General features: G+C 37.9%; 25 protein-coding genes and 1 tRNA gene. 12 read left to right on the top strand and 14 right to left on the bottom strand.

Translation table 11 applies throughout. The features are described 5' to 3' along the window. Positions 1 to 6: 6 nt before the first annotated feature. From F936_RS17570 to F936_RS17585, 4 genes are all read right to left on the bottom strand, one after another. Entirely contained in the window at positions 7 to 1,656 is a 1,650-nt protein-coding gene (locus tag F936_RS17570; RefSeq protein ID WP_003655378.1) for a phosphoethanolamine transferase, read from the bottom strand. Between the two features lie 185 nt (positions 1,657 to 1,841). Beyond that, positions 1,842 to 3,131: a DcaP family trimeric outer membrane transporter gene (locus tag F936_RS17575; protein ID WP_005049923.1), complete on the bottom strand. Its 1,290-nt coding sequence runs from the start codon at positions 3,129 to 3,131 to the stop codon at positions 1,842 to 1,844. A 272-nt stretch (positions 3,132 to 3,403) separates the two neighbouring features. Further along, a complete protein-coding gene (locus F936_RS17580; RefSeq protein WP_026055601.1) occupies positions 3,404 to 3,595 on the bottom strand; it encodes a hypothetical protein in 192 nt (63 codons plus the stop codon). A 73-nt stretch (positions 3,596 to 3,668) separates the two neighbouring features. Next, positions 3,669 to 4,928, bottom strand: a complete 1,260-nt coding sequence (locus tag F936_RS17585) for an MFS transporter (RefSeq protein WP_005049926.1) — start codon at positions 4,926 to 4,928, stop codon at positions 3,669 to 3,671. A 127-nt stretch (positions 4,929 to 5,055) separates the two neighbouring features. Here F936_RS17585 and F936_RS17590 point away from each other — a divergent pair, with 127 nt between their 5' ends. The 4 genes from F936_RS17590 (at position 5,056) to F936_RS17605 (ending at position 8,112) form a co-directional block, all read left to right on the top strand. Beyond that, on the top strand, positions 5,056 to 5,682 hold the full coding sequence (locus tag F936_RS17590; protein ID WP_005049928.1) for a lysophospholipid acyltransferase family protein: 627 nt from the start codon (positions 5,056 to 5,058) through the stop codon (positions 5,680 to 5,682). Positions 5,683 to 5,748: 66 nt separating this feature from the next. Further along, the gene (locus F936_RS17595; protein ID WP_003655372.1) at positions 5,749 to 6,666 is read left to right on the top strand and encodes a patatin-like phospholipase family protein; all 918 of its coding nucleotides are present in this window, start codon (positions 5,749 to 5,751) and stop codon (positions 6,664 to 6,666) included. A gap of 103 nt (positions 6,667 to 6,769) precedes the next feature. Further along, the gene (locus F936_RS17600; protein WP_005049933.1) at positions 6,770 to 7,231 is read left to right on the top strand and encodes an NfeD family protein; all 462 of its coding nucleotides are present in this window, start codon (positions 6,770 to 6,772) and stop codon (positions 7,229 to 7,231) included. A gap of 26 nt (positions 7,232 to 7,257) precedes the next feature. Then, on the top strand, positions 7,258 to 8,112 hold the full coding sequence (locus tag F936_RS17605) for an SPFH domain-containing protein (protein ID WP_005049935.1): 855 nt from the start codon (positions 7,258 to 7,260) through the stop codon (positions 8,110 to 8,112). Between the two features lie 63 nt (positions 8,113 to 8,175). Here the strand turns inward: F936_RS17605 and F936_RS17610 are convergent, their stop codons facing one another. The 3 genes from F936_RS17610 to prpF all read right to left on the bottom strand — a co-directional run bounded on the left by F936_RS17610 (position 8,176) and on the right by prpF (position 10,861). After that, positions 8,176 to 8,544: an MmcQ/YjbR family DNA-binding protein gene (locus tag F936_RS17610; protein WP_005049937.1), complete on the bottom strand. Its 369-nt coding sequence runs from the start codon at positions 8,542 to 8,544 to the stop codon at positions 8,176 to 8,178. A 58-nt stretch (positions 8,545 to 8,602) separates the two neighbouring features. Then, positions 8,603 to 9,514 (bottom strand): polyprenyl synthetase family protein, encoded by a 912-nt coding sequence (locus F936_RS17615; protein WP_005036411.1) that lies wholly within the window; start codon positions 9,512 to 9,514, stop codon positions 8,603 to 8,605. 159 nt (positions 9,515 to 9,673) lie between these two features. After that, the gene (prpF, locus tag F936_RS17620) at positions 9,674 to 10,861 is read right to left on the bottom strand and encodes a 2-methylaconitate cis-trans isomerase PrpF (RefSeq protein WP_005049939.1); all 1,188 of its coding nucleotides are present in this window, start codon (positions 10,859 to 10,861) and stop codon (positions 9,674 to 9,676) included. 379 nt (positions 10,862 to 11,240) lie between these two features. Between prpF and F936_RS17625 the strand changes: the two genes are divergently transcribed. Next, positions 11,241 to 12,620, top strand: a complete 1,380-nt coding sequence (locus F936_RS17625; protein ID WP_004789335.1) for an amino acid permease — start codon at positions 11,241 to 11,243, stop codon at positions 12,618 to 12,620. A 102-nt stretch (positions 12,621 to 12,722) separates the two neighbouring features. Here the strand turns inward: F936_RS17625 and F936_RS17630 are convergent, their stop codons facing one another. Next, complete coding sequence (locus tag F936_RS17630) at positions 12,723 to 12,977, bottom strand: TIGR03643 family protein (protein WP_004639076.1); 255 nt, start codon at positions 12,975 to 12,977, stop codon at positions 12,723 to 12,725. Positions 12,978 to 13,289: 312 nt separating this feature from the next. Between F936_RS17630 and F936_RS17635 the strand changes: the two genes are divergently transcribed. Next, positions 13,290 to 13,362 (top strand) — tRNA-Arg (locus F936_RS17635). Positions 13,363 to 13,386: 24 nt separating this feature from the next. On the opposite strand, the gene hchA is transcribed toward F936_RS17635, so the two are convergent. The 4 genes from hchA to F936_RS17655 form a co-directional block, all read right to left on the bottom strand. Further along, positions 13,387 to 14,262, bottom strand: a complete 876-nt coding sequence (gene hchA / locus F936_RS17640) for a glyoxalase III HchA (protein ID WP_005049941.1) — start codon at positions 14,260 to 14,262, stop codon at positions 13,387 to 13,389. Positions 14,263 to 14,470: 208 nt separating this feature from the next. Further along, a complete protein-coding gene (locus F936_RS17645) occupies positions 14,471 to 15,469 on the bottom strand; it encodes an NAD(P)H-quinone oxidoreductase (RefSeq protein WP_005049944.1) in 999 nt (332 codons plus the stop codon). Between the two features lie 46 nt (positions 15,470 to 15,515). Then, on the bottom strand, positions 15,516 to 16,412 hold the full coding sequence (locus F936_RS17650; protein WP_005049946.1) for an AraC family transcriptional regulator: 897 nt from the start codon (positions 16,410 to 16,412) through the stop codon (positions 15,516 to 15,518). Positions 16,413 to 16,568: 156 nt separating this feature from the next. Then, complete coding sequence (locus F936_RS17655) at positions 16,569 to 17,387, bottom strand: undecaprenyl-diphosphate phosphatase (protein ID WP_005036395.1); 819 nt, start codon at positions 17,385 to 17,387, stop codon at positions 16,569 to 16,571. A gap of 354 nt (positions 17,388 to 17,741) precedes the next feature. On the opposite strand from F936_RS17655, the gene F936_RS17660 reads away from it, so the two are divergent. After that, positions 17,742 to 18,542 (top strand): PaaX family transcriptional regulator C-terminal domain-containing protein, encoded by an 801-nt coding sequence (locus F936_RS17660; RefSeq protein WP_005049949.1) that lies wholly within the window; start codon positions 17,742 to 17,744, stop codon positions 18,540 to 18,542. 105 nt (positions 18,543 to 18,647) lie between these two features. Further along, the gene (locus F936_RS17665; protein ID WP_005049953.1) at positions 18,648 to 19,640 is read left to right on the top strand and encodes a fatty acid desaturase family protein; all 993 of its coding nucleotides are present in this window, start codon (positions 18,648 to 18,650) and stop codon (positions 19,638 to 19,640) included. A gap of 48 nt (positions 19,641 to 19,688) precedes the next feature. Here the strand turns inward: F936_RS17665 and F936_RS17670 are convergent, their stop codons facing one another. Continuing rightward, positions 19,689 to 20,726, bottom strand: coding sequence for an AraC family transcriptional regulator (locus F936_RS17670; protein ID WP_005049956.1), 1,038 nt, complete (start codon positions 20,724 to 20,726; stop codon positions 19,689 to 19,691). Positions 20,727 to 20,881: 155 nt separating this feature from the next. On the opposite strand from F936_RS17670, the gene F936_RS17675 reads away from it, so the two are divergent. Both F936_RS17675 and F936_RS17680 read left to right on the top strand, forming a co-directional pair. After that, a complete protein-coding gene (locus F936_RS17675) occupies positions 20,882 to 21,580 on the top strand; it encodes an NAD(P)H-dependent oxidoreductase (RefSeq protein WP_005049958.1) in 699 nt (232 codons plus the stop codon). 598 nt (positions 21,581 to 22,178) lie between these two features. Next, complete coding sequence (locus tag F936_RS17680) at positions 22,179 to 23,678, top strand: outer membrane protein transport protein (protein ID WP_005049959.1); 1,500 nt, start codon at positions 22,179 to 22,181, stop codon at positions 23,676 to 23,678. A 57-nt stretch (positions 23,679 to 23,735) separates the two neighbouring features. Here F936_RS17680 and thrH read toward each other — a convergent pair whose 3' ends face one another. Beyond that, positions 23,736 to 24,353: a bifunctional phosphoserine phosphatase/homoserine phosphotransferase ThrH gene (gene thrH, locus F936_RS17685; protein WP_003655338.1), complete on the bottom strand. Its 618-nt coding sequence runs from the start codon at positions 24,351 to 24,353 to the stop codon at positions 23,736 to 23,738. A 184-nt stretch (positions 24,354 to 24,537) separates the two neighbouring features. Here thrH and F936_RS17690 point away from each other — a divergent pair, with 184 nt between their 5' ends. Continuing rightward, positions 24,538 to 25,272 carry a phosphoadenylyl-sulfate reductase gene (locus tag F936_RS17690; protein ID WP_004639063.1) on the top strand — a complete coding sequence of 245 codons (735 nt, stop codon included), beginning with the start codon at positions 24,538 to 24,540 and terminating at the stop codon, positions 25,270 to 25,272. Between the two features lie 171 nt (positions 25,273 to 25,443). Then, entirely contained in the window at positions 25,444 to 26,829 is a 1,386-nt protein-coding gene (locus F936_RS17695) for a WS/DGAT/MGAT family O-acyltransferase (protein WP_003655334.1), read from the top strand. Positions 26,830 to 26,853 lie beyond the last annotated feature (24 nt).

Below are 26,853 nucleotides of genomic sequence, written 5' to 3' on the forward strand. Positions count from 1 at the left end.
CTCGCTTTAATTCACATGGGCACAAGAGTGCAGCATATCCAGTTGAGGGTTGATGACCTGAGTTTTTACATCTAACAAACTTAATAAGCTTGGGAATAAATTATCCTGACTTAACTTTTCTTTAGTTTGTTGGCCTAAACAACTCACTTGTGCAAGGTTGTGTTGTTTCCAGCTATCGGAAAACCACATAATCATTGGTACATGTGTTTGTTGGCTCGGTGCGATTGCATAAGGTGAACCATGCAAATACATACCATGTTCACCAGTTGATTCACCATGATCAGATAAATACCATAAACCTGTTTGATATTTCGATAATTCTTTTAGGTTATTGATCATCCGACTTAACACATGATCTGTATACACAATCGTGTCATCATAACTATTTAATAACTCTGTTCGAGAGCAGCCCTGTATCGCATTAGTATCACAAGTCGGTTTAAACGGTTGATATGACGTAGGTGAACGCTTGTAATAAGCTGGACCATGACTTCCGACTTGATGTAAAACAATTAAACGTGGACGCGTGTCTTCTTTAGGAATAGTGGTTAAATACTCATTTAAGCTATCAATTAAAATATCATCATAGCATTCGCCATCTTTACACCATTTTTGCTTTAACTTTTCTGATATTTGATATTGCTCAACACGATCACAAGCCCCTTTACAACCAGAATTATTATCAATCCAAGTCACTTGGTAACCCGCACGCTTTGCAATGTCCAATAAACCTTCACGATGACTTGCTAATTGCTCATCATAGTCAACACGTGGCATGCCAGAGAACATGCATGGAACAGACACTGCTGTTGCCGTACCACATGAGCTGACTTGAGAAAAATTTAAAACATCTTGTTTAGAAAGCTCTGGATTTGTATTTTTGGCATAACCATTGAGTGAAAAACTTTCCGCACGAGCTGTCTCACCGACGACCAGTACCATCAATTTAGGCAAGTGATTCTGTACTTGCTGAACTTGATGAGCATCTTCACCATAATGTATTAATGGTAAGTTCTTCTTAGGTGCCATCTTGTGATAGTAAGACATTAAAGAAGAAATACTATTTTGAGGAGAAATCATGCCTTTTAGATCACGATGTTCACGAAAAATAGCTGCAAAATCAACATAATATGTGAACAATAAAATTCCTACAATTGCAAAAGAGGCGACAATTGAACCGACTTTTTTCAACAATAAATGAGATATTTTTTCTTTTTTAAGTTTTACTTGAGTAATTAAAATAATAGGTAAAACAACAAAGAAAACTGCCCAAAGTCCAAACCGTAATGAAACTAAATCAGAAACTTCAGATACATCTGTTTGTATCATATTTTGAATCTGATCTGGCGAGATGATTACGCCCAAAGTATTCACAAAATAAGAGCTAAAACCACCAATGAAAACCAACAAAATTGCAAAAACTTTCGCTGTCCATTTCCAGTTTAAAATCTGTAAAATCGCATAATAAGCAGCAACAACAATAACCACTGTAGCTGCTAAAAATAGAATAGCCTTTACTCCAAAATATGGAGTTAAAAGATCAATGCTATGGAAGAAACCAATATTGAGAATGGCTCCTAACCAAATAGCTAAAATTAAATTAAACATAAACAGTGAAACCTGTTTATTCCTTAATTTAGAAAAAAAAATAAGCATCTCGGACGACTACAATCTTTTTATGATGCTTCACTGTAGAAATTAAAACTTAAAAATCACTTAAATAAAAAAGCAGCCCTAATTGGCTACTTTTAGAACTACTCATTGTTAAATTCTATATAAAAAGAAAAAAGTCGAGATTCACATGAACCTCGACTCTTCAAAACATAATGTTTTTGCTAGTTTTAGAAGCTATATTTAGCCATTAAGCCAACACGGTTATCTTTGTAGTCATCACCAGCAAAGGTTTCACGTTTACCATTGACATATTCAATACCTAAGTCAATTGGTTTAACTGGTGTGTAAATTACGTTAAGCCATGCTTGTTGAACTTTTTCATTCCCAGCTGTATATGCTTTTGCATAATCAGTACCGTCATCAGCGAATTGAGCACCATACGCTAAAGTAGCGCGTAAGTTAGGTAAAATCTTATAAGTTCCACCTACTTGTACTGCTACAAATTCATTTTGTTCAATATTATCATTAACTAAAGTATAAGCAGAATTACTACCATATAAGTAGTTGCTGTTACCTACAACATAAGAAGCATCAGCAAATAATTTTAAAGGATCTGATACTTTAAAGTCGGTACCTGCAGCAACACCCCATCCGGTTTGGTCATCACCTTTACCTGATTTATAGTTTTCAACAAAAGCTCGAGCAGAAGCATTACCATTACCTGCAGCGTAGCCTTGAGTGATTTTAGCTGTTAATACAGGTAATCTGTATTTAACTGAGTCACCTGTTGCCGAGCTATTACCTTCTTCTGCTGAAACAAATAACTGAGTTGCAGGAGCTAATTTATAGTTATAACGTACTTGTGGAATACGTGTCGTACCACCACCAATATTCGTCGAGAAATCGATCATTTCTGGTGCATGGCTCGCCAAGAAGTTAGACGTTGTTTGACCAAACAACCAGTTGTTATAAGTCAAGTAAGCATGACGAATACGTACGTTTTCAGATTTGTTATTGTCACTACTTGCAAAGTCTAATTCAATTTTACCACCAACTTTGGCATTACTTACTGGAGCAGTAAAATCTAAACCAAGACGTGTCGTTTTAGCTGTTGCACGCAATTTATCTTTTGCTTCGCCAGTTGACTTACTTGCATCAGCGAAGTCACCATCTGCACCTTCAATAATATAGTTAGCGTCGCCACGAACAAAACCATATAGGTTCACATCAGCGCCAGCTTTAGATTTTAATGATGCTAAAGGTGAAACTGGTGCAGCAACCGGTTGTGCCTTAACTTCAGCGAGTTGAACTTGCTGTTGTTGCTGTACTTGCTGCTGTTGTTGCTGCACTTGGCTTTGTTGTTGAATTAAAGCTTTTAAAGCTTCAACTTCTTTACGAAGCTGTTGAATTTCCGCTTTGTCGGAAGTTGCAGCATGTGCCTCACTCATCATTAAAGCTGTAACTGTAACAGCTAAACTTTTAACAACGAAAGATTTACGATTAAGGAATAGATCCATCAAAAACTCCAAAAATATATTTTATGTTGCCTATCCATGCCAAGTTGATTTACGCCATTAAATTAAGGGGCTAAAAAATCAACTCTCCTCCACTTTGGTTACATTAATTTTATTACCGCAACCAAAACCAATTTCAACGTTATGCAAGACCAAAACCAATAACCAAAGACATAAAAAATATACTTTGAGTTACAGATTTTTACCTTAACTTCATGTTGTAACGAATCCTACACAACTCTCTTATCTTATAGAATGATTAAATCGTTATTTCATTATTCTTTTTTAGACTTTAGGCTAATATCCAATCTACTTGAACATTTTTCTATCCATTTTGATTGATTCACATGATTTTTCTTGTTAACGAGATCCATTTTTTCTCCTTTTAGCTTCCATTTGCTACCCAAACAAGATGGCATAATTAATAAAGCTTTTAAATAGCTAAAAACATACATTTTTACAAATATAGACAAAGGTATTAGATGAAGCTTAGATCACTCCTTAAGCGATATTAAATTTCTTTATTTCATTTAGTTAACATTATTTTTCTTGTAGTTTTGCATGTTTCCACAGGTAAATAGGGAGCAAAGTAACAATCCCAATAATGACAATAGCTATCAAATAATGGAAATAACCAAGTGCATCTCCAAGCACACCACTAAAACTATAAAGGACACCACTCACAGTCGCCATGACCGAAACCTGAAAGGTAAAATCTGTACCCGCATATTCCTTTCGACTGTAATGCATGACTAAGGTCAACATAACCACCAACAACATTGCCGAGAATGCATCTTCTAAAGCATTTACGGCATAAACGCCCCAAACATTGAGGTGAATTTTCTGCTCATACGCATAAGCTAAATAGGTATAAGCCGCTAAACTCATGATTTTAAATACTGAAAACACAATTAAGGCCGTAGGTCTTGAAAAGTATTTAAGTATCCAACCTGCAATTGCGGCCCCTGCCAGTGCCGCTACCGCACCAAGCATCGTGATATAAACGCCAATTTGAGTAAAACTTAGTCCCATATCAACCATTAAAGGTTTAAGTAATGGTCCAGCTAAACCATCTGCTACTTTAAAAGTAATAAGTACAACCAACCAAGAACGAAGCTCTTTATTTTGAGAGAAATAACTCAAGTAGGCCTTAATCTTTATGGCTAAGTTTTGTTGGTTAAGTTGAGGTTCATTATTTGAATGAGAATTGTGTTGAGGTTCTTTAAATAATAAAACGGGTAAAGTATTTAAAAACACCAAAGCCGCTAATAGCAAAAAAGTAGGTTGCCATGTCAACCAGTCTAAGCACCAGAGTACGGCGCCTCCCCCGACAATAAAACCTAGTCGGGAGCCGATCACCTGAAATGTATTTCCCCAATGTTGCTGGTCATGCTGTAACAAATTAACCGCCAAAGCATCGGTTGCAATATCTTGTGTTGCTCCTGTTAAGTTCATTAAAAGAAGCGAAATAAAAAAGGCAAATAGATAAATAGGCTGGTCTAAAGCTTGAATGGGGAAAAAAGACAAAATGCAAAGTACGCCCACAGTCAAAAACTGAGTAGGTAGAATCCAGCTACGATAATGTCCTAAACGGGAAAGTGCATGTCGATCGACCCACGGCGCCCAAAAAATCTTGATTGACCAAGGCAACATTAATAGACCAAAACCACCAATATGAGCGAGTGACACACCTTGTGCCCTTAAAATAACAGGTAAAGCATGGGTCATAAAACCCACTGGTAGCCCTTGTGCCCAATATAAGGAAAATAGCAGAAGATAAAGATTTTGCTGCCGCCACATAGATACCTACTTTTTATTTCTTTAATGAGGGATAACATCAAATGTCATGTTGTTCTTACATTTTGCCAATGAAGCATATATTTCAAAAGATTAAGATAAAACAAGGACAAGTTAAAATTTAAAAAATATGGATCAACATTTCCCTAATTTACCTCATTTGGTACCTCAACGCGGTACTGCGTTAAGCCGAGCACTATTTAAAAAACTTTTTTTAGCGCAAGGTTGGACAATTGAAGGTGAAATTCCTAATTATCCAAAAGCTGTTGCGATTATTTCACCTCATACGTCTAACATTGATGGGTGGTATGGTTTTCTTGCCATTTTCGGATTAGGTATCCAGATTACGGTTTTGGGTAAAGATGCTCTTTTTAAACCACCTTTTAAACGGGCGTTAGATTGGGCTGGTGTCATTCCAGTTAAACGTGATACAGCCAATGGACTAACTGAACAAGTCGTCGCCACGATTCAAAAATATGACAAGATCTGGATTGGGATGGCACCTGAAGGCACACGTAAAAAAGCAAAAAAAATGAAAAGTGGTTTTTACCATATTGCCGCAAAAGCCAATATTCCAATTGTGATGTTTTCTTTTGATTACGACCATAAAACGATTCACTGCTTAGGTCACTTAGACCCAAGTGGAAACTATGATGAAGATCTACAAAAGATTTTTGACCGCTATGAAGGAAAAATTTCACCCAAAAATCGCAATTGGCTTGCCGAACCTTTACAAAATCTAGTGAAAAAAACCTAGCAAAAATTGAGCGAATCTGGTCTTATGAACCCTCTTAATTTATCTCGACATAGATTATTTTTAAAGATGAAAATTGCTCAATTTGCCAGTATTGGATTTATCTCTCTAGCACTATTTGGCTGTGATAAATTTAGCAAAACACCAACGCCGACTACCTCAATTAAAGCCCGTGAACCTGTCATTGCGCTTGCTTTAGGTGGCGGTGGAGCAAAAGGATTTTCACATATTGGTGTGATCAAGGTTTTAGAGTCTCATGGAATTAAACCTAAAATTGTAACGGGTACCAGCGCTGGTAGCTTTGTTGGAAGTATCTACGCGAGTGGGCAGACACCTTATCAATTGCAAAGTCTGGCTCTGAAATTACAAGAGTCGGATATCCGTGATTTAACCCTTAATCGTCAGGGCATTATTCTCGGACAAAAGTTACAAGACTACGTGAACCGTAATGTTGGCAATAAACCGATTGAGAAGTTCCCAATCCGCTTTGCGGCTGTGGCAACTCGTCTTGATAATGGTCAAAAAGCAGACTTTATTAAAGGTAATGCTGGTCAAGCTGTACGTGCCTCTTGCAGCATTCCTAACGTGTTCGTGCCTGCCACAATCGGCAATCAAAAATACGTAGATGGTGGCCTAGTCAGCCCAATTCCTGTAAAAACAGCTCGTGATATGGGTGCAGATATTGTGATTGCAGTTGATATTTCTGCGCGTCCAGCAGGTAACCGCCCAGCCAATATGTGGGGATTACTGGATCAAACCATTAATATTATGGGCCAACAAAGTATTAATGAAGAACTCAAGCAAGCGAATGTAGTCATTCAACCTAAAGTAGGCCATTTAGGTACACTCGACTTAAAATCTAGTAATCAAGCAATTTTGGAAGGTGAAAAAGCTGCTCAAGCTCAAATGCGTCAAATTGAAGGTGCAATTGCGAACTTCAAAAAATCTCCAGCAGCATTTAAGCCCGCACCACGCCCTAAATTCTAATTGAGTTGGTTTTTTTCTGTCCACATTCTCCTTCATCTGCTACAGTGGTAAAAGTGATATTGAGTCACTTTTACCCATCATAAAGATATAAAAGAGCAGATCTATGGAGTTTGTTGTAGAACCTTGGCACTGGTTTGTATTGGGTATCTTACTTATTCTTTCCGAACTGATTCTACCTGCCTTTGCCGCACTCTGGTTTGGTATTGCCGCTATTATGGTGTGCTTGCTCTATTGGTTATTTCCAGATATTAGCCTCACAACGCAAATTGTGTTGTGGATTGTATTATCTGTGATATGCACCATTCTTTGGTTCAAGTTTATTAAACCCTTATCAATTGATAAAACGAAAGCGGGCCTCCCCCGTGAAGCAACAATTGGTCAGATTGGAATGGTTATTCAAACTGGTCTAGACCATGATCAAATTATTGTTCGCTTTCCAATGCCTATTTTAGGGGCCGATGAGTGGAATTGTCGGAGCACCACTCCTGTTAAAGTGGGCGATCGTGTCAGAGTTATTGACATTTCGGGTAACGACTTAATTGTTCAAACCCACAGTACTTCATAAACATTAAAGATAAAGAGGGTATTTTCATGCCAGTCGGTACTATTATTGTTTTAGCCTTTTTGGCTTTTGTTGCAGTTACCATTTTTAAAGGGGTACGTATTGTTCCTCAAGGTTATAAATGGATTGTTCAGCGTTTAGGTAAATACCACTCTACGCTTAATCCGGGGCTTAATTTTGTGATTCCCTATGTAGATGAAGTGGCTTATAAAATTACCACGAAAGATATTGTGCTCGATATTCCATCACAAGAAGTGATTACACGTGACAATGCCGTATTGCTTATGAATGCTGTTGCTTATATTAATTTAACCACACCAGAAAAAGCAGTTTACGGTATTGAAAACTATACATGGGCGATTCAGAACCTTGTACAAACTTCACTGCGTTCTATTGTCGGTGAAATGGATCTAGATGATGCTTTGTCTTCACGCGATCACATTAAGGCTAAGTTAAAAGCTGCTATTTCTGACGATATTTCAGATTGGGGCATTACCTTAAAAACTGTTGAGATTCAAGATATTCAACCGTCTAATACCATGCAAGCTGCCATGGAAGAACAAGCTGCCGCAGAACGTCAACGTCGTGCTGCTGTTACTAAAGCAGATGGTGAAAAACAGGCTGCTATTTTAAGTGCAGAAGGTCGTTTAGAAGCTTCTCGCCGTGATGCAGAAGCACAAGTCGTGTTAGCTGAAGCTTCTCAACGTGCAATTGAAATGGTGACCAGTGCAGTTGGCGATAAAGAGATTCCTGTGGCATATCTGCTGGGTGAACAATATGTAAAAGCAATGCAGGATATGGCGAAATCTAATAATGCTAAAACTGTAGTTTTACCTGCCGATGTTTTAAATAGCATTCGCGGTATTATGGGAAAGCATAATTAATTCAATTACTTCAAATAAGTAATTAAAATCAAGACGGTGACTATCATGTCGCCGTTTTTTATATTATTGGTTTTTTAATCTTTTCTGATCTTTCAAAGGTAATTTCTTTACGACTAGATTATAAGAGTCGCGAATTAAATCTTGCAGTAAATCGCTAGTTAAACTCTTATTCGGTGTAATCGAAATCCAGTGTTTTTTATTCATGTGATAACCCGGAATAATAAATGAATAGAGTTCCTGATATTCTTGACTTTTATACGGATCACACTTCACATTAATCATTTTGACGCCTGCAACTTCTGTCGTCAGCATGAACATTTTCTCTAAAATTTTAAAAACTTCATAGTCAGGCCCAAACGGATGAGTCTGTTGACTAAAGGGAAGATTACGCGCAATTTCAATTGCTTGTTGATGCAGTTGTTCACCATTCATTTTTTTCTCCTTTATTCATTTCGCATGAATAGAAGTTATGAATATTGATTTAATATTATTAGTTCGTACGCGCTAAAAGAAATTGTGAGATATCAACTAATTCTTTTGCATTATCACCAAAATGAGCTAAGGCCTCAAAAGCTTGATCGTGCAATTCTTTGGCATAAATCTGTGCTTGTTCGAGACCCATTAAGGCTGGGTATGTCGATTTTTGCACTTGCTCATCCTTACCAGCAGTTTTACCCAAAGCTTCAGTACTCGAAGTAATATCGAGAATATCGTCTAATACTTGAAAAGCTAATCCAATCGTCTGCCCATATTGGCGCAATTTTGGAATTGCTTGATCCGTTCCAGAAAAGATAGTGACGGCACCCATCATAATTGCGGCCTGAATGAGCGCACCAGTTTTATTACGGTGGATATTTTCTAGTTCGTCTTGAGCAATTTGCTTGCCTTCAGCTTGTAAATCTAAAACCTGTCCAGAGACCATTTTAGAGCTGGCAGTTGCTAAAATCTGCATTTGTTTTAATACAATCGCAGCATCTGTACCCTGCCCTTGTTCATCAAACAAACGACTACCTAAAACCTCAAAAGCCATCGATTGTAAAATATCACCAGCGAGTAAAGCAGTATCTTCACCAAATGCAACATGACAAGTCGGCTGACCACGACGCAGCAAATCATTGTCCATGCAAGGCAAGTCATCGTGCGCTAGTGAGTAACAATGAATGAGTTCGACCGCAACCGCAGCACGACGAGCGGCCGCAAAATTTGGATTTGGCTGTAAAGAAGCAGTGGCATAACATAAAGCCGGACGCACACGTTTTCCACCAAGCATAACTGCATGGTGTACTGCACTTTTTAAAGGCTCTGGAATTGAGAACGCGGCCAATGTCGTCAATAAATCTTGTTGAATACGTTGTTGAGCTTGTTTTAAAACATCCGCATTAACTTGAGAGAGTGATGACACAGTCGCCTCGATAAAATCAGTAGAGAAATTTTATTGAATGTAATGAAGCATTCATGCGCTACATCATACACGATTCACTGTAAAAAGTGGGTGCTGAGTTTTTAAAGGCAGGCGTAAAAAAGCCTCTACACATTGAGAGGCTTTTTATTTAGAAGAAGTTTAGAAACTGTCACCCGGAACACGCACCCAACCTTCCATTAACACACGTGCACTACGACTCATAATGGCTTTTTTAACCGCCCATTGATCATTAACAAGTTCAGCTTGAGCGCCAACACGTAATGTTCCAGATGGATGCCCAAAACGTACTGCTTCACGTTCGCCACCACCAGCCGCAAGGTTTACTAATGTTCCCGGAATGGCAGCAGCAGTGCCAATCGCAACAGCAGCTGTTCCCATCATGGCATGGTGCAACTTACCCATCGACAAGGCACGGACCAGTAAATCAACATCACTCTCTGAAACAGGCTTACCACTTGAAGCTGTATAATTTTTCGGTTTAGAAACAAAAGCAATTTTTGGTGTATGCTGACGCGCAGCTGCTTCTGAAATATCTTTAATTAACCTCATCTGTACCGCACCATATGCACGAATTTTTTCAAAACGTGCCAGTGCTGCCGCATCGCTATTAATATGATCTTGTAATTCAGTACCTTGGTAACCCAAATCTTCTGCATTTAAGAAAATGGTTGGAATACCAGCGTTAATAAATGTCGCTTGGAAACGACCAATATCAGGCACATCCAATTCGTCAACGACATTTCCTGTCGGGAACATATCGCCGCCTTCTTCGCCATCATCGGCTGGGTCTAAAAACTCAATTTGAACTTCAGCGGCCGGAAATGTCACCCCATCAAGTTCAAAATCACCAGTTTCTTGAACTTGACCATTGGTGATAGGCACATGGGCAATAATGGTTTTTAGAATATTTTTTTGCCAAATTCGCACAGTGCATAGGCCATTTTCAGGAATACGGTCTGCATCAACCAAACCATTTGAAATAGCAAAAGAGCCAACCGCAGCAGTTAAGTTTCCGCAGTTACCACTCCAGTCTACAAAAGGCTGATCAATTGAAACCTGACCAAATAAATAATCTACATCATGCTCTGGCTGAGTACTTTTCGCGAGAATAACAGTTTTGCTGGTACTAGAAGTGGCTCCCCCCATTCCATCAATTTGTTTTCCATATGGGTCTGGGCTACCAATGACACGGAGTAAGAGTTGATCTCGTGCTTGTCCTGCAACTTGGGCTTTTTCAGGCAAATCATCAAGCTTAAAAAAGACACCTTTACTGGTTCCACCACGCATATAAGTTGCTGGAATTTTAATTTGCGGTACTGAGCTCATATCAACTGTTATCCTTACTATTATGTTCTTCTATATCAAAACAAGCATTCTTGTTTACCCTTCTCTTCATCTTAAATTGTTTTAAGGTCAAGAGATAGCACTCTGCTTTTATACATCAATCGTATTGACGCGAGCATATTTTGGGAATTTAGCAATATGCTTGCAATGACTTAATCTAAGCAAAATCTAAGAAAAAAAGTCTATATGAAATTATATTTTTTAGAGCACTTTTCACTCTATATTGAAATATTAAAAGTAAACCAATGATTTTAAATATATTTTAATATTACTTTTCAGTCACAGCTTATTAATTTGTAGTCTAGGCTAAAATAACTCCATCTATTAGAATAATTTACTTATTCATTGTGAGTGAAGACCTTTGACCAACGAATCTTCTACACTGCAACGAGGACTAAAAAATCGACATATCCAATTAATTGCTATGGGTGGAGCAATTGGTACCGGATTATTTTTAGGCTCGGCGCAAGTGATTCAATCTGCGGGACCATCCATTATTTTAGGATATGCCATTGGCGGCTTAATCGCGTTTTTGATTATGCGTCACTTGGGAGAAATGATTGTTGAAGAACCTGTTGCAGGATCGTTCAGCCATTTTGCGTATAAATATTGGGGGAAATTTCCCGGATTTTTAACCGGATGGAACTATTGGATACTCTACGTTCTGGTTGCGATGAGTGAGCTCACCGCGGTAGCCAAATATATTAATTATTGGTGGCCTCATATTCCAGCGTGGACTTCTGTCTTATTTTTCTTTGTCGTGATTACGGCAATTAACTTAACCAACGTCAAATTTTATGGGGAGTCCGAATTCTGGCTCGCTATTATTAAAGTTGCTGCGGTCATCTCAATGATTGTGTTTGGGCTTTATTTGCTCTTTACAGCAGATGTAGGTTCAAGCATTTCATTTAGTAACCTTTGGTCTCATGGTGGATTTTTCCCAAATGGCTTTAGCGGCCTGTTCTATATGTTGGCTTTCTTGATGTTCGCTTTTGGTGGTATTGAACTGATTGGTATGGCCGCAGCAGAAGCAAAAGATCCGAAAAAAACCATTCCAAAAGCAATTAACCAAGTCGTTTTCCGTATCTTGATTTTCTATATCGGTTCATTGGCAATCTTACTTTCATTAGTGCCATGGAACCAATTAGATCTTGGCGGTCTCGACAAAAGCCCATTTGTTATGATTTTTAGCCAAATGGGAATTGGTTGGGCTGCACACTTACTGAACTTTATTATTTTAACTGCTGCTCTATCTGTTTATAACAGTGGCATGTTTGCAAATAGCCGTATGCTCTACAGTCTCGCTCAACAAGGGAATGCACCAAAAGTTTTTGCAAAAACCAATAAACAGGGGGTTCCTATTCCCGCTGTTCTGCTTTCTGCTTTATTAATCTTTGGTTGTGTTCTTTTAAATTACTTTGTACCTGAAGATGCTCTTGGACATCTTATGTACGTTGTGGTTGGTGCACTTGTTCTAAACTGGGCAATGATATCAATTACACATTTGAAGTATAGACGCTTTGTTAAGCACGCGAATATTAAGACTTCTTTTCCAGCGTTATGGTCACCTTTTAGTAATTACTTAGTTTTAGCGTTTATTGCTGTGGTTCTCTATATTATGTGGACTCAAGGCTTCAAAGAGTCAGTAATGATGATCCCTATTTGGATTACGGCAATGCTCGTACTTTTTGACTATTTAAATCCTAAAAAACTAGATTCCATTGAGAATCCGGAAGAATAAATAAATCTAAAAAGCCATTGTCTAGACAATGGCTTTTTTATTCATCATCAGAAAATTATGCGCTGTAAAAAATTAAAGTTTCATCGACAATAAAATTAGACGTTATGCATATTTATACTGACGCGAACAGTAAGCTCGTTCAATTTCTGGCGAACGTAATTGTTGATGCTTAGTTTTACGCCCTGCCATACGTTTGCGCCAGAGTTTAAAACTATTGGTTTTCAGGTTATATCTCATCAAACGAATAACTTCACTTTCACTTAAGCCATACTCGCGCTCAATTGCTTCAAATGGAGTCCGATCTTCCCATGCCATTTCAATAATTCTAGATAAGTCCTGTTCAGCAATTTTTTTCATGTTATGCCCTTTTGAATTATACGGTAGACAAATCTGATTTTTAACAAACAACTCTCTGGTAATAACTTCACCTACCCGATTGCTTGCTTGAATCTTTTCATCTTTTGCTTCAGATCATAGAAAGATAAACATGAATTTTTTGTGATTTTTTAGCGTTATAAACTGTTTTTTCTACACGGCATAAGTGGTTGTGAAACCATTGAGTGGTTCAACTTTATCTTTATTACCCACTATGGCTAAAGTTTTAATACTTAAAACATGAAAAAGCCATTGCCTTAGCAATAGCTTTTCCGTTTATAATCATTAAATTATGCGCCCTTAGCTTAACTGGATAGAGCAGTTGCCTCCTAAGCGACCGACGTGGGTTCGAGTCCCGCAGGGCGCACATATTTTCAACAAAGCAGTGTACTTAATCTTTTATTTCAGCCAACAACGTTTCAGCTGCAAGTTTGCCTAAATTATTAGAAGCAAGTGGGCTATCGCCTGTTAACAATTTATGATCTCTATGACATTGCCCTGTAATACCACTATTCAAAATTTCTACGCCTAATTTTTCAAGGTTTTCACCAACTAACCAAGGTAACGCGCCCGGCATATAGCCAATATCAATATTCGCCCCTGCATCTAAAGCATCAGGGAATACACAAATTTGATAGCCTTTAAAAATATAGTTTTCAGGCGCTTCGTCTACAGCCGCTGCCAATAACGCAGCAGGCCCATGACATAAAGTAATAATAAATTTATCTTGTTCAACTGCCCATTTAAGGACTTTTTTTACTTCAAGGCTATGTGGAATCTTAGCTAATGCTCCATGCCCACCTGGAATAAAGACAGCCGCATAAGGTGAATTTTCCCCTACTACATTTTCTAAAATATCTGAGAGTTTCAGAGGATTTTTTAACTTGTCTGCATATTTTTGAAAAGTGTCTAATACAACCTGTTCTTGCTTTGGCATCGCCCACATTTCAAGCTTAGCTGGATTACCTGAAAGTGTCGCAACATCAATTTCAAAGCCAGCATTATCTAAATGAAACATCGGTAAAAGCATTTCAACAGGATGATTCCCAGTAGAAAAAAACTTGCCGTTTTGCATTTGAATATAACGTTCATCGGTTGCAATCACTAAGATTTTTTTACTGCCCGTATACGGCGTTGAGTATGTAGTTCCATCGTAATCTGTTTTTGGAGCAGTATATTGACTCAGTGAATAAGGTGATGGGAAAAAGGCATTATCTTCAGCCAAATCTGGAGTAGGATTTTTATCATCAATATTTGCGGTATTCATTGTTACTATCCTTTTTCATCAGTATGGAAAGAAATAATAAATTAAGAGCCAATTCTTATTTCTTACTCAATTTATAGGTGAAGTCATAGAACTGGTACAATCTGCCAATAGAATTTGGCAATTTTTATAGAGAAATAGGCAGAGTTTAAAATTATAAAATTCAGTTTAGGCAAACCTATCATTCACCTAAACTTTAGTGATTACAGCTTTATGCGTTCATTTCTAAAACGATCTTTCCGATGTGATCACCCTGCTCCATACATTCATGAGCACTTTGTACATCTGAAAAAGCATACGTTTTATAGATTTGCGGTAAACACTTACCTTGTGCCAGTAATGGCCACACATGCTCATGCAAAGATTGGGCAATTTGTGCTTTTTCTTCGCTAGTACGCGCTCGCATCGTTGAACCCGTAATTGTGGCACGTTTTAAAATCAGTTTTTGTAAATCAAATTCTTTTGCGATTCGCCCCCCCATAAAACCAATAATGACAAGTCGACCATCACGTTTTAATAGATTTAAATTTTTCTGGAAATAAGAGCCACCCACAATATCCAAAATAACATCAACACCTTGGTCTTGGGTGTGTTTCAAAATTTCTTGCTCAAAATCTTGGATTTTATAGTTAATTGCCGTGGTCAAATCAGAGAGTGCCTCAACTTTATCTTCACTTCCAACCGTAGCAAAAGTTTTAATCCCTAAAGCATGACAGATGGCTAAAGCAGTGGTGCCAATGCCACTGGCCCCTCCGTGAATCAATGCTGTTTCATTTGCCTTTAAACGTCCGATATCAAATAGATTGGCCCAAACCGTGAAGAACGTTTCTGGAATAGCAGCAGCTTGAGTAAACGATAAATTTTCAGGTATTGATAATACTTGTGTCGCAGCAACTGCACAGTACTCTGCATAGCCACCACCATTTGTTAAAGCACAAACTTTATCTCCGACGTTGAACTGTTGCACTTGGTCACCTACCGCAACTACCACGCCAGCAACTTCTAGTCCCGGTATTTGAGTAACACCTTTAGGCATTGGATATAGCCCCATACGCTGTAACACATCAGGGCGGTTAATTCCCGCAGCCTTTACCTCAATCAAGACTTCATCTGCTTGAGGTACCGGAATATTAGCCTCTTGAACTTTTAGAACCTCAGGTCCACCTGGAGCGGTAATTTCAATAATTTTCATAGTGGTTGGAAGGGTCATTTATATGCTCCATGTTTGATTTATATTTTAAAAATACTGATCTAAGTTAAATAATCGAAGACTTAGGTGGAATTCCAAACAGTCGTTTAAATTCTCGACTAAATTGTGAGGCACTGACATAACCGACTTCATAGGCTGCTTCTGCTACCCCCATTTTGTTGTTCATGATCAACTCGCGTGCTTTATGCAGTCGAGTAATTTTGATGTACTGTAAAGGAGAATAATTTGTCACTTTTTTAAAAGTTTGGTGAAAAAGCGATATGCTCATTCCCGCTTGTTTCGCCAGCTCTTGAACCGTTAAATTACGATAATAATCACGCTGAATAATTTCACAGATTGTATAAATCACGCCGTTTCGACTTGCCATGGCAGATAAATTTTTTATGAACTCTCCTCCAGAAGCCTGCAATACACGATAAACCAATTCTCTTTTTACTTGTTCACCCAAGATAAAAGTATCTTGTTTAGAGCGAAGTAAATTAAGCAATCGTAGAGCAACTTCCGAAATAGTTGGGTTCATATCAATGACTCTAAGCCCGCAGCTCAATTTTAAATCGCCTGACTGAGAGTCTTCGATAACCACTTGTTGTTCTTTATCCAGTTTAGTTACTAAATCAACCATCATTTGCGATTCAAATTTTATTGCAATAGCCAACATTGGTTCATTATTTTCAACTACTGTATCGCAATCAAAGGGAATGGCAATTGAAATGAATAAGCACTGCCCCTGACGAAATTGAAAAATATCTTTGCCGATATACCCTCGCTTTACTCCCTGTATGACTAAAACAATTGAAGGTTCTTGCAACACTGCAACAGGTGATGTGGAATAATCAACACGCATCAAGGTGATGTTGGAGATAAAAGTAGGATAAAGACCTTCTGCTGGAGCCAAATGTAAAAATGCGTCGACCAAATTTTCCGAGAGATGATTTTGCGGCATAGTTTTATTGCGAGAGGTAATCTAATAATCAATATAACAATGAACCTAAAATGAAAACATGTGTCTTAGGTTTACTTTGTATAAATAGGCAATTCAAATCAATTTTTAGGCATAAAAAAGCCTAGAATATTCTAGGCTTTTTCACTTCATCAGATTTTAAGCCGATAAATTAAAGAACATTGCTGCGATCAGAATAATTACGCCCAATACAATTCGATACCATGCAAATACACGTAACGTATGGCGCTCTACAAATAGCACTAATGCTTTTACAACAAATAAAGCGGCAATAAAGGCTGCAACGAAACCAACTCCAATATTAATCATATTATCAGCAGTAAGTACGTCTGCATTTTTGATCAAGTCAAAAGTTGCTGCACCCAACATGGTTGGCATTGCAAGGAAGAAAGAAAATTCTGTAGCAGCCTTACGCGATAAGCCCGCAAACATTCCGCCTACAATTGTTGCACCTGAACGTGAAGTCCCCGGAATCATGGCAACACATTGAGCAAGCCCGACTAAAAGTGCTTGTTTAAAAGTAATTTTGGTCGCATCGTCTGTCTTATGTTCAAACTGCTTAGATTCAACCCAGAAAATAATGAGAGCACCAACAATCAATGCAATAGCAACGACAATTGGGCTGAACAAAACACTTTTAATAAAGTCGACGGCCAAAACACCAATAATGACGGCAGGAAAAAATGCAATAAGTACACTGATGGCGAAATGACGAGACTCGACATCTCCACTAAAAAAACCTTTAATCAAATTAATAATTTTTTGTCGGTATAACCAGCACACTGCCAAAATAGCACCTAACTGGATTACGACCTCAAATACACGTCCACCGTCTGAATGGAAATCAATAATATGACCAAATAAAATCAGATGACCTGTACTCGAGATGGGTAAAAACTCAGTTAAGCCTTCAACAAAGCCTAGAAACAGTGCTTTTATAACTTCAAAATTTTCCATAACTTGCTCAAAGAAAGTTAATCACTAGAACGATCTAAAATTTGTTTTATCGCAATTGGTAAGCCTCAAATTTGACTTAACACATGTTCAATATCAGATCATTTCTAACGTTTGTGGTTATTGCCCCTAGTTAAAGGCAGTTTATTTAAAGTGCGATAATGTATCACATCATGATGACAAACTTGGGTTAACTATCGTAAAAAGATAAAACTTGGTAAAGAACTGCCAAAATTTCTCTTGTTATAGATAAAAATTTTTTGCCGCCTCTTACTCTACAAAATCATCTTAAAAAGCTCTTAAAAAAACATGATATTATTGTGATTAAATGCAGCTCATATCAAAAATTCTATCTGAATGAAAAATATCAAAATTAATGCACGCCATCTTATTATCGATTTATTTCTTTCCTCAGCCTATCCTCAACTCACCATCAAACAGATATTAATTGCCGCCAAACTCTTTAATATGAGTGAAAATGGAATTCGGGTTGCGACGACTCGGCTATTAAATGAAGGCATGATAGAAAGTGTCGAGCGCGGTATTTATCAACTTTCGCCATCAACCAAAGAATGGGCAAAAATCATTTTGAACCGCAAAAATGGCATTAAACAAACCAAAGAATGGCAACAGCATTATCTTGCAGTATTTACAGGTACGTTAGGTCGCATAGATCGCACCGCTTTAAAAAAGAGAGAACGAGCATTACGTCAATTTGGCTTTAAAGAACTAGAAACCGGTATTTATATTCGACCTGACAATTTGGCCTATAGTTTCGAAAAAACATGTGAAGAACTTGTTTTAGCAGGCCTTGAAAGTGAAACAAAAATTTGTGTTATTCAAAATTTTGATTCAAAAAGCCTTCAGTTGATTGCTTTTTTATGGGATACCAGACAACTCGAATTAAACTACAAAAACTATAGCCAAGATATTCAGCAATGGCTTTTAAAATATGAAAAATTACCGCTCAATGACGCTGCTGCTCAAGCATTGTTACTAGGGCGAGAAACCATTACTTTATTAATGAATGATCCTTTACTACCCTCTCCCTTTGTTAATGAACATGCCCGCAATCAATTTGCTCAAAATGTACAGCAGCTAGACTCGATTGGACAAAAACTATGGCAAAAACTTTATGAAAATGAATTAACACATTAAAGAACGATTTATTTTTTTACAAACAAATATTACAACTTTTAGAATTTTATGATTATATTAGTAATATAAAATATGAATACCAAAATCTGATTTGGGAGAATAAAAATGAATACACAGGTGAGTGTGACCGATCTATTTAGCAGAGAAGAAATACAAGAACTGACGGAGCCTTCGGATGCATACGGCGCTTGGGCTGTTGCAAGTACATGGGCGGTTATTGGGGGAACATTTGCTAGCTTAATTATGATGTGGGATTACTTACCTAGCTGGGGCAAATTACTTGCCTGTATACTCGCACTCGCCATCTTAGCTGGTCGCCAATTATGTCTAGCTATTTTGATGCATGACGCATCACATAAAAGCTTATTTAAAAATAAAAAAATAAATGACTTTGTAGGCGAATGGCTATGCGCCCGCCCAATCTGGAATGATTTACAAAAATATCGCGTACATCATGTTCGTCATCATGCAAAAACCTCTACTCCAGATGACCCAGACCTTTCTTTAGTTTCTGGTTTTCCTGTAAGTAAAAAATCTCTTACTCGTAAATTCTTACGGGACTTAACAGGTATGACTGGATTAAAGTTTAGCTTTGGTCGAGTGTTAATGGATCTCGATTTAATGAAATGGACCGTTGCAAATGATCAGGTTTGGTTAGACCGCAGCAATAAACATTTTGTTGATTATGCCAAAAGTCTTGCAAAAAACAGTAGTGGAGCCATTGCAACCAACGCAGCTCTTTATGGTGTTTTAAAGGCATTTGGTCAGCAACGTTTTTATTGGTTATGGCCTTTAGCTTATTTGACTCCATTTCCATTATTTTTAAGAATTCGCTCAATGGCGGAGCATGCAGGTATGCAAACGAGTCTTACAGCCTTAACAAATACCCGTACAACACGTGCAGGTTGGATTGCTAGAAGCTTTGTGGCCCCTATTCACGTCAATTACCACATGGAACACCATTTAATGGCTTCGGTACCCTACTTCAAACTGCCACGCATGCATCGTCTATTGAGAGACCGCGGACATGTTCCAGTACCACCTAGCTATTTTGAAGTGATTCACTTGCTTTCATCTAAGCCAGAACGAACGGCTTAGGGCTCTCGAATCAGATTTAGAGGCCATGCAATTAAATCAGTGGCCTCTCTAACCCAAATGTGAACTCAATTCATCCATTTTGCTGTGGGTCTGAAAATATTTGGGTGTGACTCCCATCCAACGTTTAAACGCACGAGTAAAATGAGAAGTCTCGGCATAACCTAAAGTTAAAGCTACTTTTTCAATCGACATGTTATTTTGAGCTAAAAGTTTCTGAGCATGTTGCTTTTTAAGTGAGTCAACCAAGATGGTAAAACTTGTATTTTCAGTGGCTAAATATCGTTGCAAAGTTCGTTCTGAAATATTCATAACTTGAGCCACTTGCCCTAATTTGACTGTCTCACCCTGCCCATTCATAAGCAATTTTTCAGCAACTTGTTTAACTTGCCCTTTCCAGCCACTGTGTAACTTTAATTTTTCTATATCTCGTTTGCATTGTGCATTTACTAAAGGCGCCAACATTGGGTCTGCCGTTAATACAGGCTGCGCTAAATAGTCTTTTGAAAATATCCAACTGTTGCGTTTTTGATTAAATAAACAAGTGACTGCCAATTGACTACTTATTTGAGCAAAACCTATCGGTTCCGGCATTTGTAATTCAACTTTCCCTAAATTGGATAAGCCTGTTAATTTTTTTGCAATTTGAACAAAGCCTACCAATAAAAAAATGTTGGCATTTGGACTCAACTGAAATTCCTTTACAGGCTGATGAATGAACCAATATGCATAATTATTTTTTTGTTTTAATTCTGGTTTAAAAACCTCACAACGTGACCCAATGAACTGTTCAAGAATTTTCAGTGCTTCTCCTAAATTTGGAGAAACTATGGCAGCCATTCCGACTGAACCATAACATGAAGCAGTCATTTCTAAAGCCAAATACCCCGCTAATGCAGGCTCTTTGCACAACTCGATGGCCCGCTCAATGAGCTGATTTAGATGATTAAATTCTACATACCAATATGGTTTTTTTAATTGATCTACTGTTATGCCGCTTCCATCTAAAAGCTGCTCACAAGAGACACCCCACCGCTTAACAGTCTCGACAATTAAGTTAATATAAGTTCCGGGTAATTCTGGATTCATGAGTAACCCATTGAGCAAAATAAATGGCGCGAAATGGTAAAAACTGTCAGTTCATGAACTATGCCATTCTTTTAAATTGATGCATAGTCATTCAAAACAAAATCCGCTTAATTGCACTAGACAGCACAATTTCCAAAAAAATACAGGTCTCCCCTATGAATATCTTGATTGTCCATGCTCATCCAGAACCATTATCTTTTACGACCGCATTAAAAAGTACAGCTAAACAAACCTTTGAAAAACTGGGCCACCGAGTAGAGGTTTCAGACTTATATGCAATGCAATTTAATCCAATTGCATCAAAAGAAGATTTTTTAGAACTCAACCAACCTGATTATTTTAACTATGCATTAGAGCAAAGAAATGCCAGTAAAAATCAACTTCTAGCTCCGGATATTCAGGCAGAAATTGAAAAGGTAAAAAAAGCTGATTTAGTCATTTTAAATTTCCCACTTTACTGGACCTCTGTACCAGCAATTTTAAAAGGCTGGATTGATCGTGTATTTGTTTCAGGGCTCTTTTACGGTGGTAAACGCTTTTATAACCACGGCGGAATGACTGGTAAAAAAGCCATGCTTTGTTTAACACTAGGCGGTAGAACACATATGTTTGGAGAAAATGCTATTCACGGGCCAATCGAACATTATCTATCACCCATTCAACGCGGTACCTTGGCATATGCTGGTTTTGAAGTTCTACCACCATTCACTGCCTACCATGTCCCCTACATTAGCCAAGAGGCCAGAGAAACTCTCCTCGAAGACTACGTGACTTATCTCACTCATCTAGACCAACTTGAGCCACTAAAATTTCCTAAGCTTGAACAATTTGATGAAAAGTTATACCCACTCTAACGCTGTGTTTTAGCTCTAAAAAATGAATAATCGAATCTAGCTTATTATTTTCGATTATTCTCTTGCTAAACCTCTCAAATAGAAAGTCTAAATTCGCTCAAAAAATAGATCAAATGGTAAAAAATAAAGGGGAAACTTTTTTATAAAATTAAGAATATAAAACCGAATCAATAATATACAGATGTAGAGAAACTAGACTTATCAAGTAAAAATGACAACTAATACTCATTTCATAATTAATTAATTCATATTTTTACAAAAAAATCTTTGACCATTTTTCTTGGATTTATGACAAAAATGTCACTAAAACAAACCTCATTAATAATAGGCAAAAAATATAAATATCAATCAATTAAAATAATTTACCAATGAAAATATTCCTTCATATTTCATCCATTATTGACACTATTTGTATAAAAAGTGAGTACTCTTCAGTTCATATAACAGATTTACTCTTATGGTAATTATGCTATTTTTGTTACATGGAGTTATCAAAGCTTTTATAAGTTGTAATTAGAAGCTTTGAAGGCAACACAGTTTAAACGGTTTAACTCTGTTACTTTTAAAAAAATGTCTTGAAGTTCAAGGAAAGATTAAAATGAAATTAAAACATCTGAGCACTGCAATGATTTTAGCAACGCTGCCTGCAACTGGGGTTTTTGCAGCAGCATTGGATCGCTCTGGACAATCAATGTCTGCATTTTTGCAGCCAGGAAACTACTTTGAAGCTGGTATCACTGCTCTAGACCCAGATGTATCGGGTAAAGAAGCAGGATCAAGCGCAACTCGCCGTGATATTGCCGATATGGGTGAGGATTATTATTTCCCTAATGCAGCATTAAAACTACAAATTAACGATAAATTCTCATTTGGTTTACTGTACGATCAGCCATTTGGCGCAGATGCAGAATATTCTGGGAAAAATGTATTTGTGTCAGACTCTTCTAACACAATTTTAGCACCAGCAGCATTAGAGTCTATCCGTGCTAGTACTATTGATAATACATTTAATGGTTTAACTGCCAATCAACGTGTCGGTGCCGCTCTGCAAGCCCAAGGAGTAAACTTGTCTACTCCAGCAGGTCAAGCACAATTTGCTGCTACTTTAAATGCTTATAATAATGATGCAGCTACTAAAGCTGCTATCGATGCGGGTGTAAAACAAGGCGTCGCAGCAAGAGTAGATGCTGGAATAAATGAAATTAATGGTTTACTTGGCAAAGGTGGTACCAAAGTTGAAGTTGATACTCAAAACCTTGCTATGGTTTTTGGTTTTCAACCTAATAAAAACTGGAACCTCTATGCGGGTGGTGTGTATCAAACAATTAAAGGAAACATTAGCCTCCGTGGACAAGCTTATAGTATCTACAACGGCTATGATGCAGACATCAAAGAAACTGGCGGCGTGGGTTGGTTAGCAGGTTTTGCTTATCAAATTCCTGAAATTGCATTAAAAGCCTCTTTAACGTATCGTTCTGAAGTTGACCATGATGTCAATATCCGTGAAAACTTACCTACTCTTCCTGCTCTTTCACTATTAGGGCAAGCTGCTGCTGGTGAGGCAATTAAAAATAGCTCAGCAGACACCACAATTACCACACCTCAATCAGTTAACTTTGATTTCCAAACAGGGATCATGGCTGACACTGTTGCCTTTGCCAACGTACGTTGGGTGAACTGGAAAGATTTCTCTGTTCAACCATACAAATTTGGACAACTATCAAAAGTTGTAGGGCCTATTGTCAACCGTCCAAATGGTTTCGATTTAGTTAGCTATGCAGATGACCAATGGACAGTGACTACAGGTGTTGGTCGCAAACTTAACGACAAATGGGCTGGTAACGTTTCTGTAGGTTGGGACTCTGGTGCTGGTGACCCAATCACAACTTTAGGCCCAACTGAAGGTTACTGGAACGTAGGTTTAGGCCTTCAATATAGCCCTACTCCACAAACCTTTATTGCTGGTGGCGTAAAATACTTCTGGTTAGGTGATGCTAAAGCTCAAACTGGTGCACAAGCTGGTAGCGACCAATATCTTGCAGAGTTCTCTGACAACAATGCAATCGCTTATGGTTTAAAACTTGGTTATAAATTCTAAGTTTCAAAACTATTCATATAAAAAGGCGCTTAAAGCGCCTTTTTATATTCTTGCCATTTAAGCTGGAATACTACGCTTTGAAACTGAACGTATTGCTTCTTTTAATGCGTCATAGCCGTGAATTGCAGGGAATTGCGGGAACTCAGCAATTACGTTTGCAGGTGCATCAAACAAGAAACCGTGGTCAGCTTCGCCCAGCATCGTTGTATCATTATAAGAATCACCAGCAGCGATTACACGAAAATTTAAACCATGTAGTGCCTTAACCGACTCACGTTTTTGATCAGGTTGACGTAGCTTATAAGCCGTAATCATTCCTTCTTCATCTGTCTCTAATTTATGACAGAAAATTGTTGGCCATCCTAATTGCTTCATTAAAGGATGCGCAAACTCATAGAAAGTATCTGACAGGATCACGAGTTGAAAATGAGTACTCACCCATTCAACAAATTCTTTTGCACCTGGTAGTGGCCCCATCTCTGCAATGACTTCTTGAATGTCATTTAAGCCTAGACCGTGTTGTTTTAAAATATTAAGACGCTGAGTCATTAAAACATCATAATCCGGAATATCACGAGTTGTAGCCTCGAGTTCTTTAATCCCTGTTTTTTTAGCGAAATTGATCCAGATTTCAGGAACTAAAACCCCTTCAAGATCTAGGCATACGATTTCCATGAATGCTTCCAACGTTGGTTAAAAATTGCTGTATCATACCATTAAGATTTTCAGTTTTGCGTTGTTATTGATCAAATCAATTTTATTCATAAGGATCGAAATTAAAGTGCTAAGCAGTTTATCAACTATCCTTTAGAATATTTTTCATAACTCAATGCGCCCAAGCCTTTTGCCAGGAACACACATGACCGTTATTCCGACTATTGATATCGTAGATGCTCTTGCTGCTGAATATGCAACCAAAAGCCCTCGGGAAATTTTAGAACTTGCCTTAAGCCAACAAGGTGAAATTGCGATTTCTTTTTCGGGAGCAGAAGACGTTGTCTTAATTGATATTGCTTCACGTTTGGGTAAGCCTTTCCGTGTCTTTAGTCTCGACACGGGCCGACTCCATGCTGAAACTTATCAATTTATTGAAACTGTCCGTAAACACTACAATATTAATATCGAAATCTGCTTTCCTGAATCTGAAGCTGTTCAAAACATGGTAAACGAAAAAGGTTTATTCAGCTTTTTTACAGATGGGCATCAGGAATGTTGTGGTATTCGAAAAGTTCAGCCTTTGCGTAAAAAACTTGCAACTTTAGATGGCTGGATTACTGGTCAACGTAAAGACCAAAGTCCTGGTACACGCACAGAAATTCCCGTGGTACAAGCTGATGCGGGTTTTTCTGGTCCAGATAAGCAACTTATTAAATATAATCCTCTAGCGAATTGGACAAGTGCCGAAGTATGGAGTTACATCCGTATGATGGAAATTCCATATAATCCTCTCCACGAACGTGGTTTTGTTTCTATTGGCTGTGAACCATGTACACGAGCTGTATTACCGAACCAACATGAGCGTGAAGGACGCTGGTGGTGGGAAGAAGCCACTCAAAAAGAGTGCGGATTACACGCAGGTAACATGAAAAAGTAATTTGATATCAAAAAACCACTGGCAAATCAGTGGTTTTTTTTATGTCATGTTACGTACACAAAGTCATATTTTCTCTACTCTAAACGCTATATACTTAATTTTACGGTTCTATAATTCTAATAAGAGCTCAGATAAGGGCTTCTTAGAAAAATGCATGAGGCACAATGATTTATGCGTCCATTACACCCAATTGATTTCATTTTTCTGTCACTTGAAAAAAGACAGCAACCCATGCATGTCGGTGGATTATTTTTATTTGAAATTCCTGAAAATGCACCTGAAACCTTTGTACATGATTTAGTAGAAGATATTAAACGCTCAAAAAGCATTCCTATTCCGCCCTTCAATAACCGTTTAAATGGTCTATTTTGGGATGAGGATGAAGAATTCGATATCGATCATCACTTTCGCCACATTGCTCTGCCTCATCCTGGGCGCATTCGTGAACTTCTGGTTTATATCTCGCAACAACACAGCTCATTAATTGATCGTGCCAAGCCGCTTTGGACCTGTGACATTATTGAAGGAATCGAAGGCAACCGTTTTGCCATGTATTTTAAAATCCATCATGCAATGGTTGATGGCGTTGCGGGTATGCGTTTGATCGAGAAATCACTTTCAAAGACATCTGAAGAGAAACACGTGGTTCCTTTATGGTGTGTTGAGAGCAAAAGAACTAAACGCCTAAAAGTGCCTACTCCAAGTACAAGTACAATTAAGAGTATTTTAGGAGGCATTAAGTCTCAACTCGATATAGCTCCTAAAGTAATGCAAGAGTTATCTCAGACTATATTTAAAGAAATGGGCAAAAATCCTGATTATGTTTCTACCTTTCAGGCGCCAGTTTCGATTTTGAACCAAAGAGTAAGTGCTTCACGTCGTTTTGCTGCACAATCCTTTGAATTAAGCCGCCTTAGAAAAATTTCAAAAGCATTAGGCGTAACGATTAACGATGTTGTACTGGCAGTATGTTCTGGTGCTTTACGTGAATATTTGATTAGTCAAAATAGCTTACCTAAAAAGCCACTTATTGCCATGGTTCCAGCTTCATTACGCACAGATGATTCTGATATGAGTAACCGGATTACTATGATTCTAGCAAATTTAGGGACTCATAAAGACCAACCATTAGAACGTCTAGAAATTATTCGTCGCAGCATGCAAAACTCAAAGCAACGCTTTAGCCGTATGACTGCTAATGAGATTCTAAACTATAGCGCGGTTGTTTATGGTCCGGCAGGATTAAACATCATGTCAGGAATGCTCCCTAAGCGACAAGCGTTCAATTTAGTGATTTCCAATGTACCAGGGCCACGTGAGCCACTTTATTGGAATGGCGCGAAATTAGACGCTCTCTACCCTGCTTCGATTGTCATGGATGGACAAGCTTTAAATATTACCATGACCAGTTATTTAGATAAGCTTGAAGTTGGATTAACGGCTTGTCGAAATGCTTTGCCAAAAATGCAAAATCTTTTGACTCATTTAGAAGATGAGATTCAACGTTTTGAAGAAATTATTGCAGAGAAGCAGCTGAAACATCATTCAGCAAGTTAGAAAAGTTAAGGGGCTTTGAATTGG

This window comes from Acinetobacter calcoaceticus DSM 30006 = CIP 81.8 (genome assembly GCF_000368965.1).
Classification (GTDB): Bacteria; Pseudomonadota; Gammaproteobacteria; order Pseudomonadales; family Moraxellaceae; genus Acinetobacter; species Acinetobacter calcoaceticus.

Coding starts and splice junctions, on each gene's coding strand:
- thrH (WP_003655338.1), bottom strand. CDS start 24,353: ATGGAAATCGTATGCCTAGATCTTGAAGGGGTTTTAGTTCCTGAAATC.
- F936_RS17695 (WP_003655334.1), top strand. CDS start 25,444: ATGCGTCCATTACACCCAATTGATTTCATTTTTCTGTCACTTGAAAAA.
- F936_RS17670 (WP_005049956.1), bottom strand. CDS start 20,726: ATGAATCCAGAATTACCCGGAACTTATATTAACTTAATTGTCGAGACT.
- F936_RS17680 (WP_005049959.1), top strand. CDS start 22,179: ATGAAATTAAAACATCTGAGCACTGCAATGATTTTAGCAACGCTGCCT.
- F936_RS17605 (WP_005049935.1), top strand. CDS start 7,258: ATGCCAGTCGGTACTATTATTGTTTTAGCCTTTTTGGCTTTTGTTGCA.
- F936_RS17590 (WP_005049928.1), top strand. CDS start 5,056: ATGGATCAACATTTCCCTAATTTACCTCATTTGGTACCTCAACGCGGT.
- F936_RS17645 (WP_005049944.1), bottom strand. CDS start 15,469: ATGACCCTTCCAACCACTATGAAAATTATTGAAATTACCGCTCCAGGT.
- F936_RS17650 (WP_005049946.1), bottom strand. CDS start 16,412: ATGCCGCAAAATCATCTCTCGGAAAATTTGGTCGACGCATTTTTACAT.
- F936_RS17690 (WP_004639063.1), top strand. CDS start 24,538: ATGACCGTTATTCCGACTATTGATATCGTAGATGCTCTTGCTGCTGAA.
- F936_RS17655 (WP_005036395.1), bottom strand. CDS start 17,387: ATGGAAAATTTTGAAGTTATAAAAGCACTGTTTCTAGGCTTTGTTGAA.
- F936_RS17585 (WP_005049926.1), bottom strand. CDS start 4,928: ATGTGGCGGCAGCAAAATCTTTATCTTCTGCTATTTTCCTTATATTGG.
- F936_RS17665 (WP_005049953.1), top strand. CDS start 18,648: ATGAATACACAGGTGAGTGTGACCGATCTATTTAGCAGAGAAGAAATA.
- hchA (WP_005049941.1), bottom strand. CDS start 14,262: ATGAATACCGCAAATATTGATGATAAAAATCCTACTCCAGATTTGGCT.
- prpF (WP_005049939.1), bottom strand. CDS start 10,861: ATGAGCTCAGTACCGCAAATTAAAATTCCAGCAACTTATATGCGTGGT.
- F936_RS17675 (WP_005049958.1), top strand. CDS start 20,882: ATGAATATCTTGATTGTCCATGCTCATCCAGAACCATTATCTTTTACG.
- F936_RS17630 (WP_004639076.1), bottom strand. CDS start 12,977: ATGAAAAAAATTGCTGAACAGGACTTATCTAGAATTATTGAAATGGCA.
- F936_RS17660 (WP_005049949.1), top strand. CDS start 17,742: ATGAAAAATATCAAAATTAATGCACGCCATCTTATTATCGATTTATTT.
- F936_RS17575 (WP_005049923.1), bottom strand. CDS start 3,131: ATGGATCTATTCCTTAATCGTAAATCTTTCGTTGTTAAAAGTTTAGCT.
- F936_RS17600 (WP_005049933.1), top strand. CDS start 6,770: ATGGAGTTTGTTGTAGAACCTTGGCACTGGTTTGTATTGGGTATCTTA.
- F936_RS17570 (WP_003655378.1), bottom strand. CDS start 1,656: ATGCTTATTTTTTTTTCTAAATTAAGGAATAAACAGGTTTCACTGTTT.
- F936_RS17610 (WP_005049937.1), bottom strand. CDS start 8,544: ATGAATGGTGAACAACTGCATCAACAAGCAATTGAAATTGCGCGTAAT.
- F936_RS17595 (WP_003655372.1), top strand. CDS start 5,749: ATGAAAATTGCTCAATTTGCCAGTATTGGATTTATCTCTCTAGCACTA.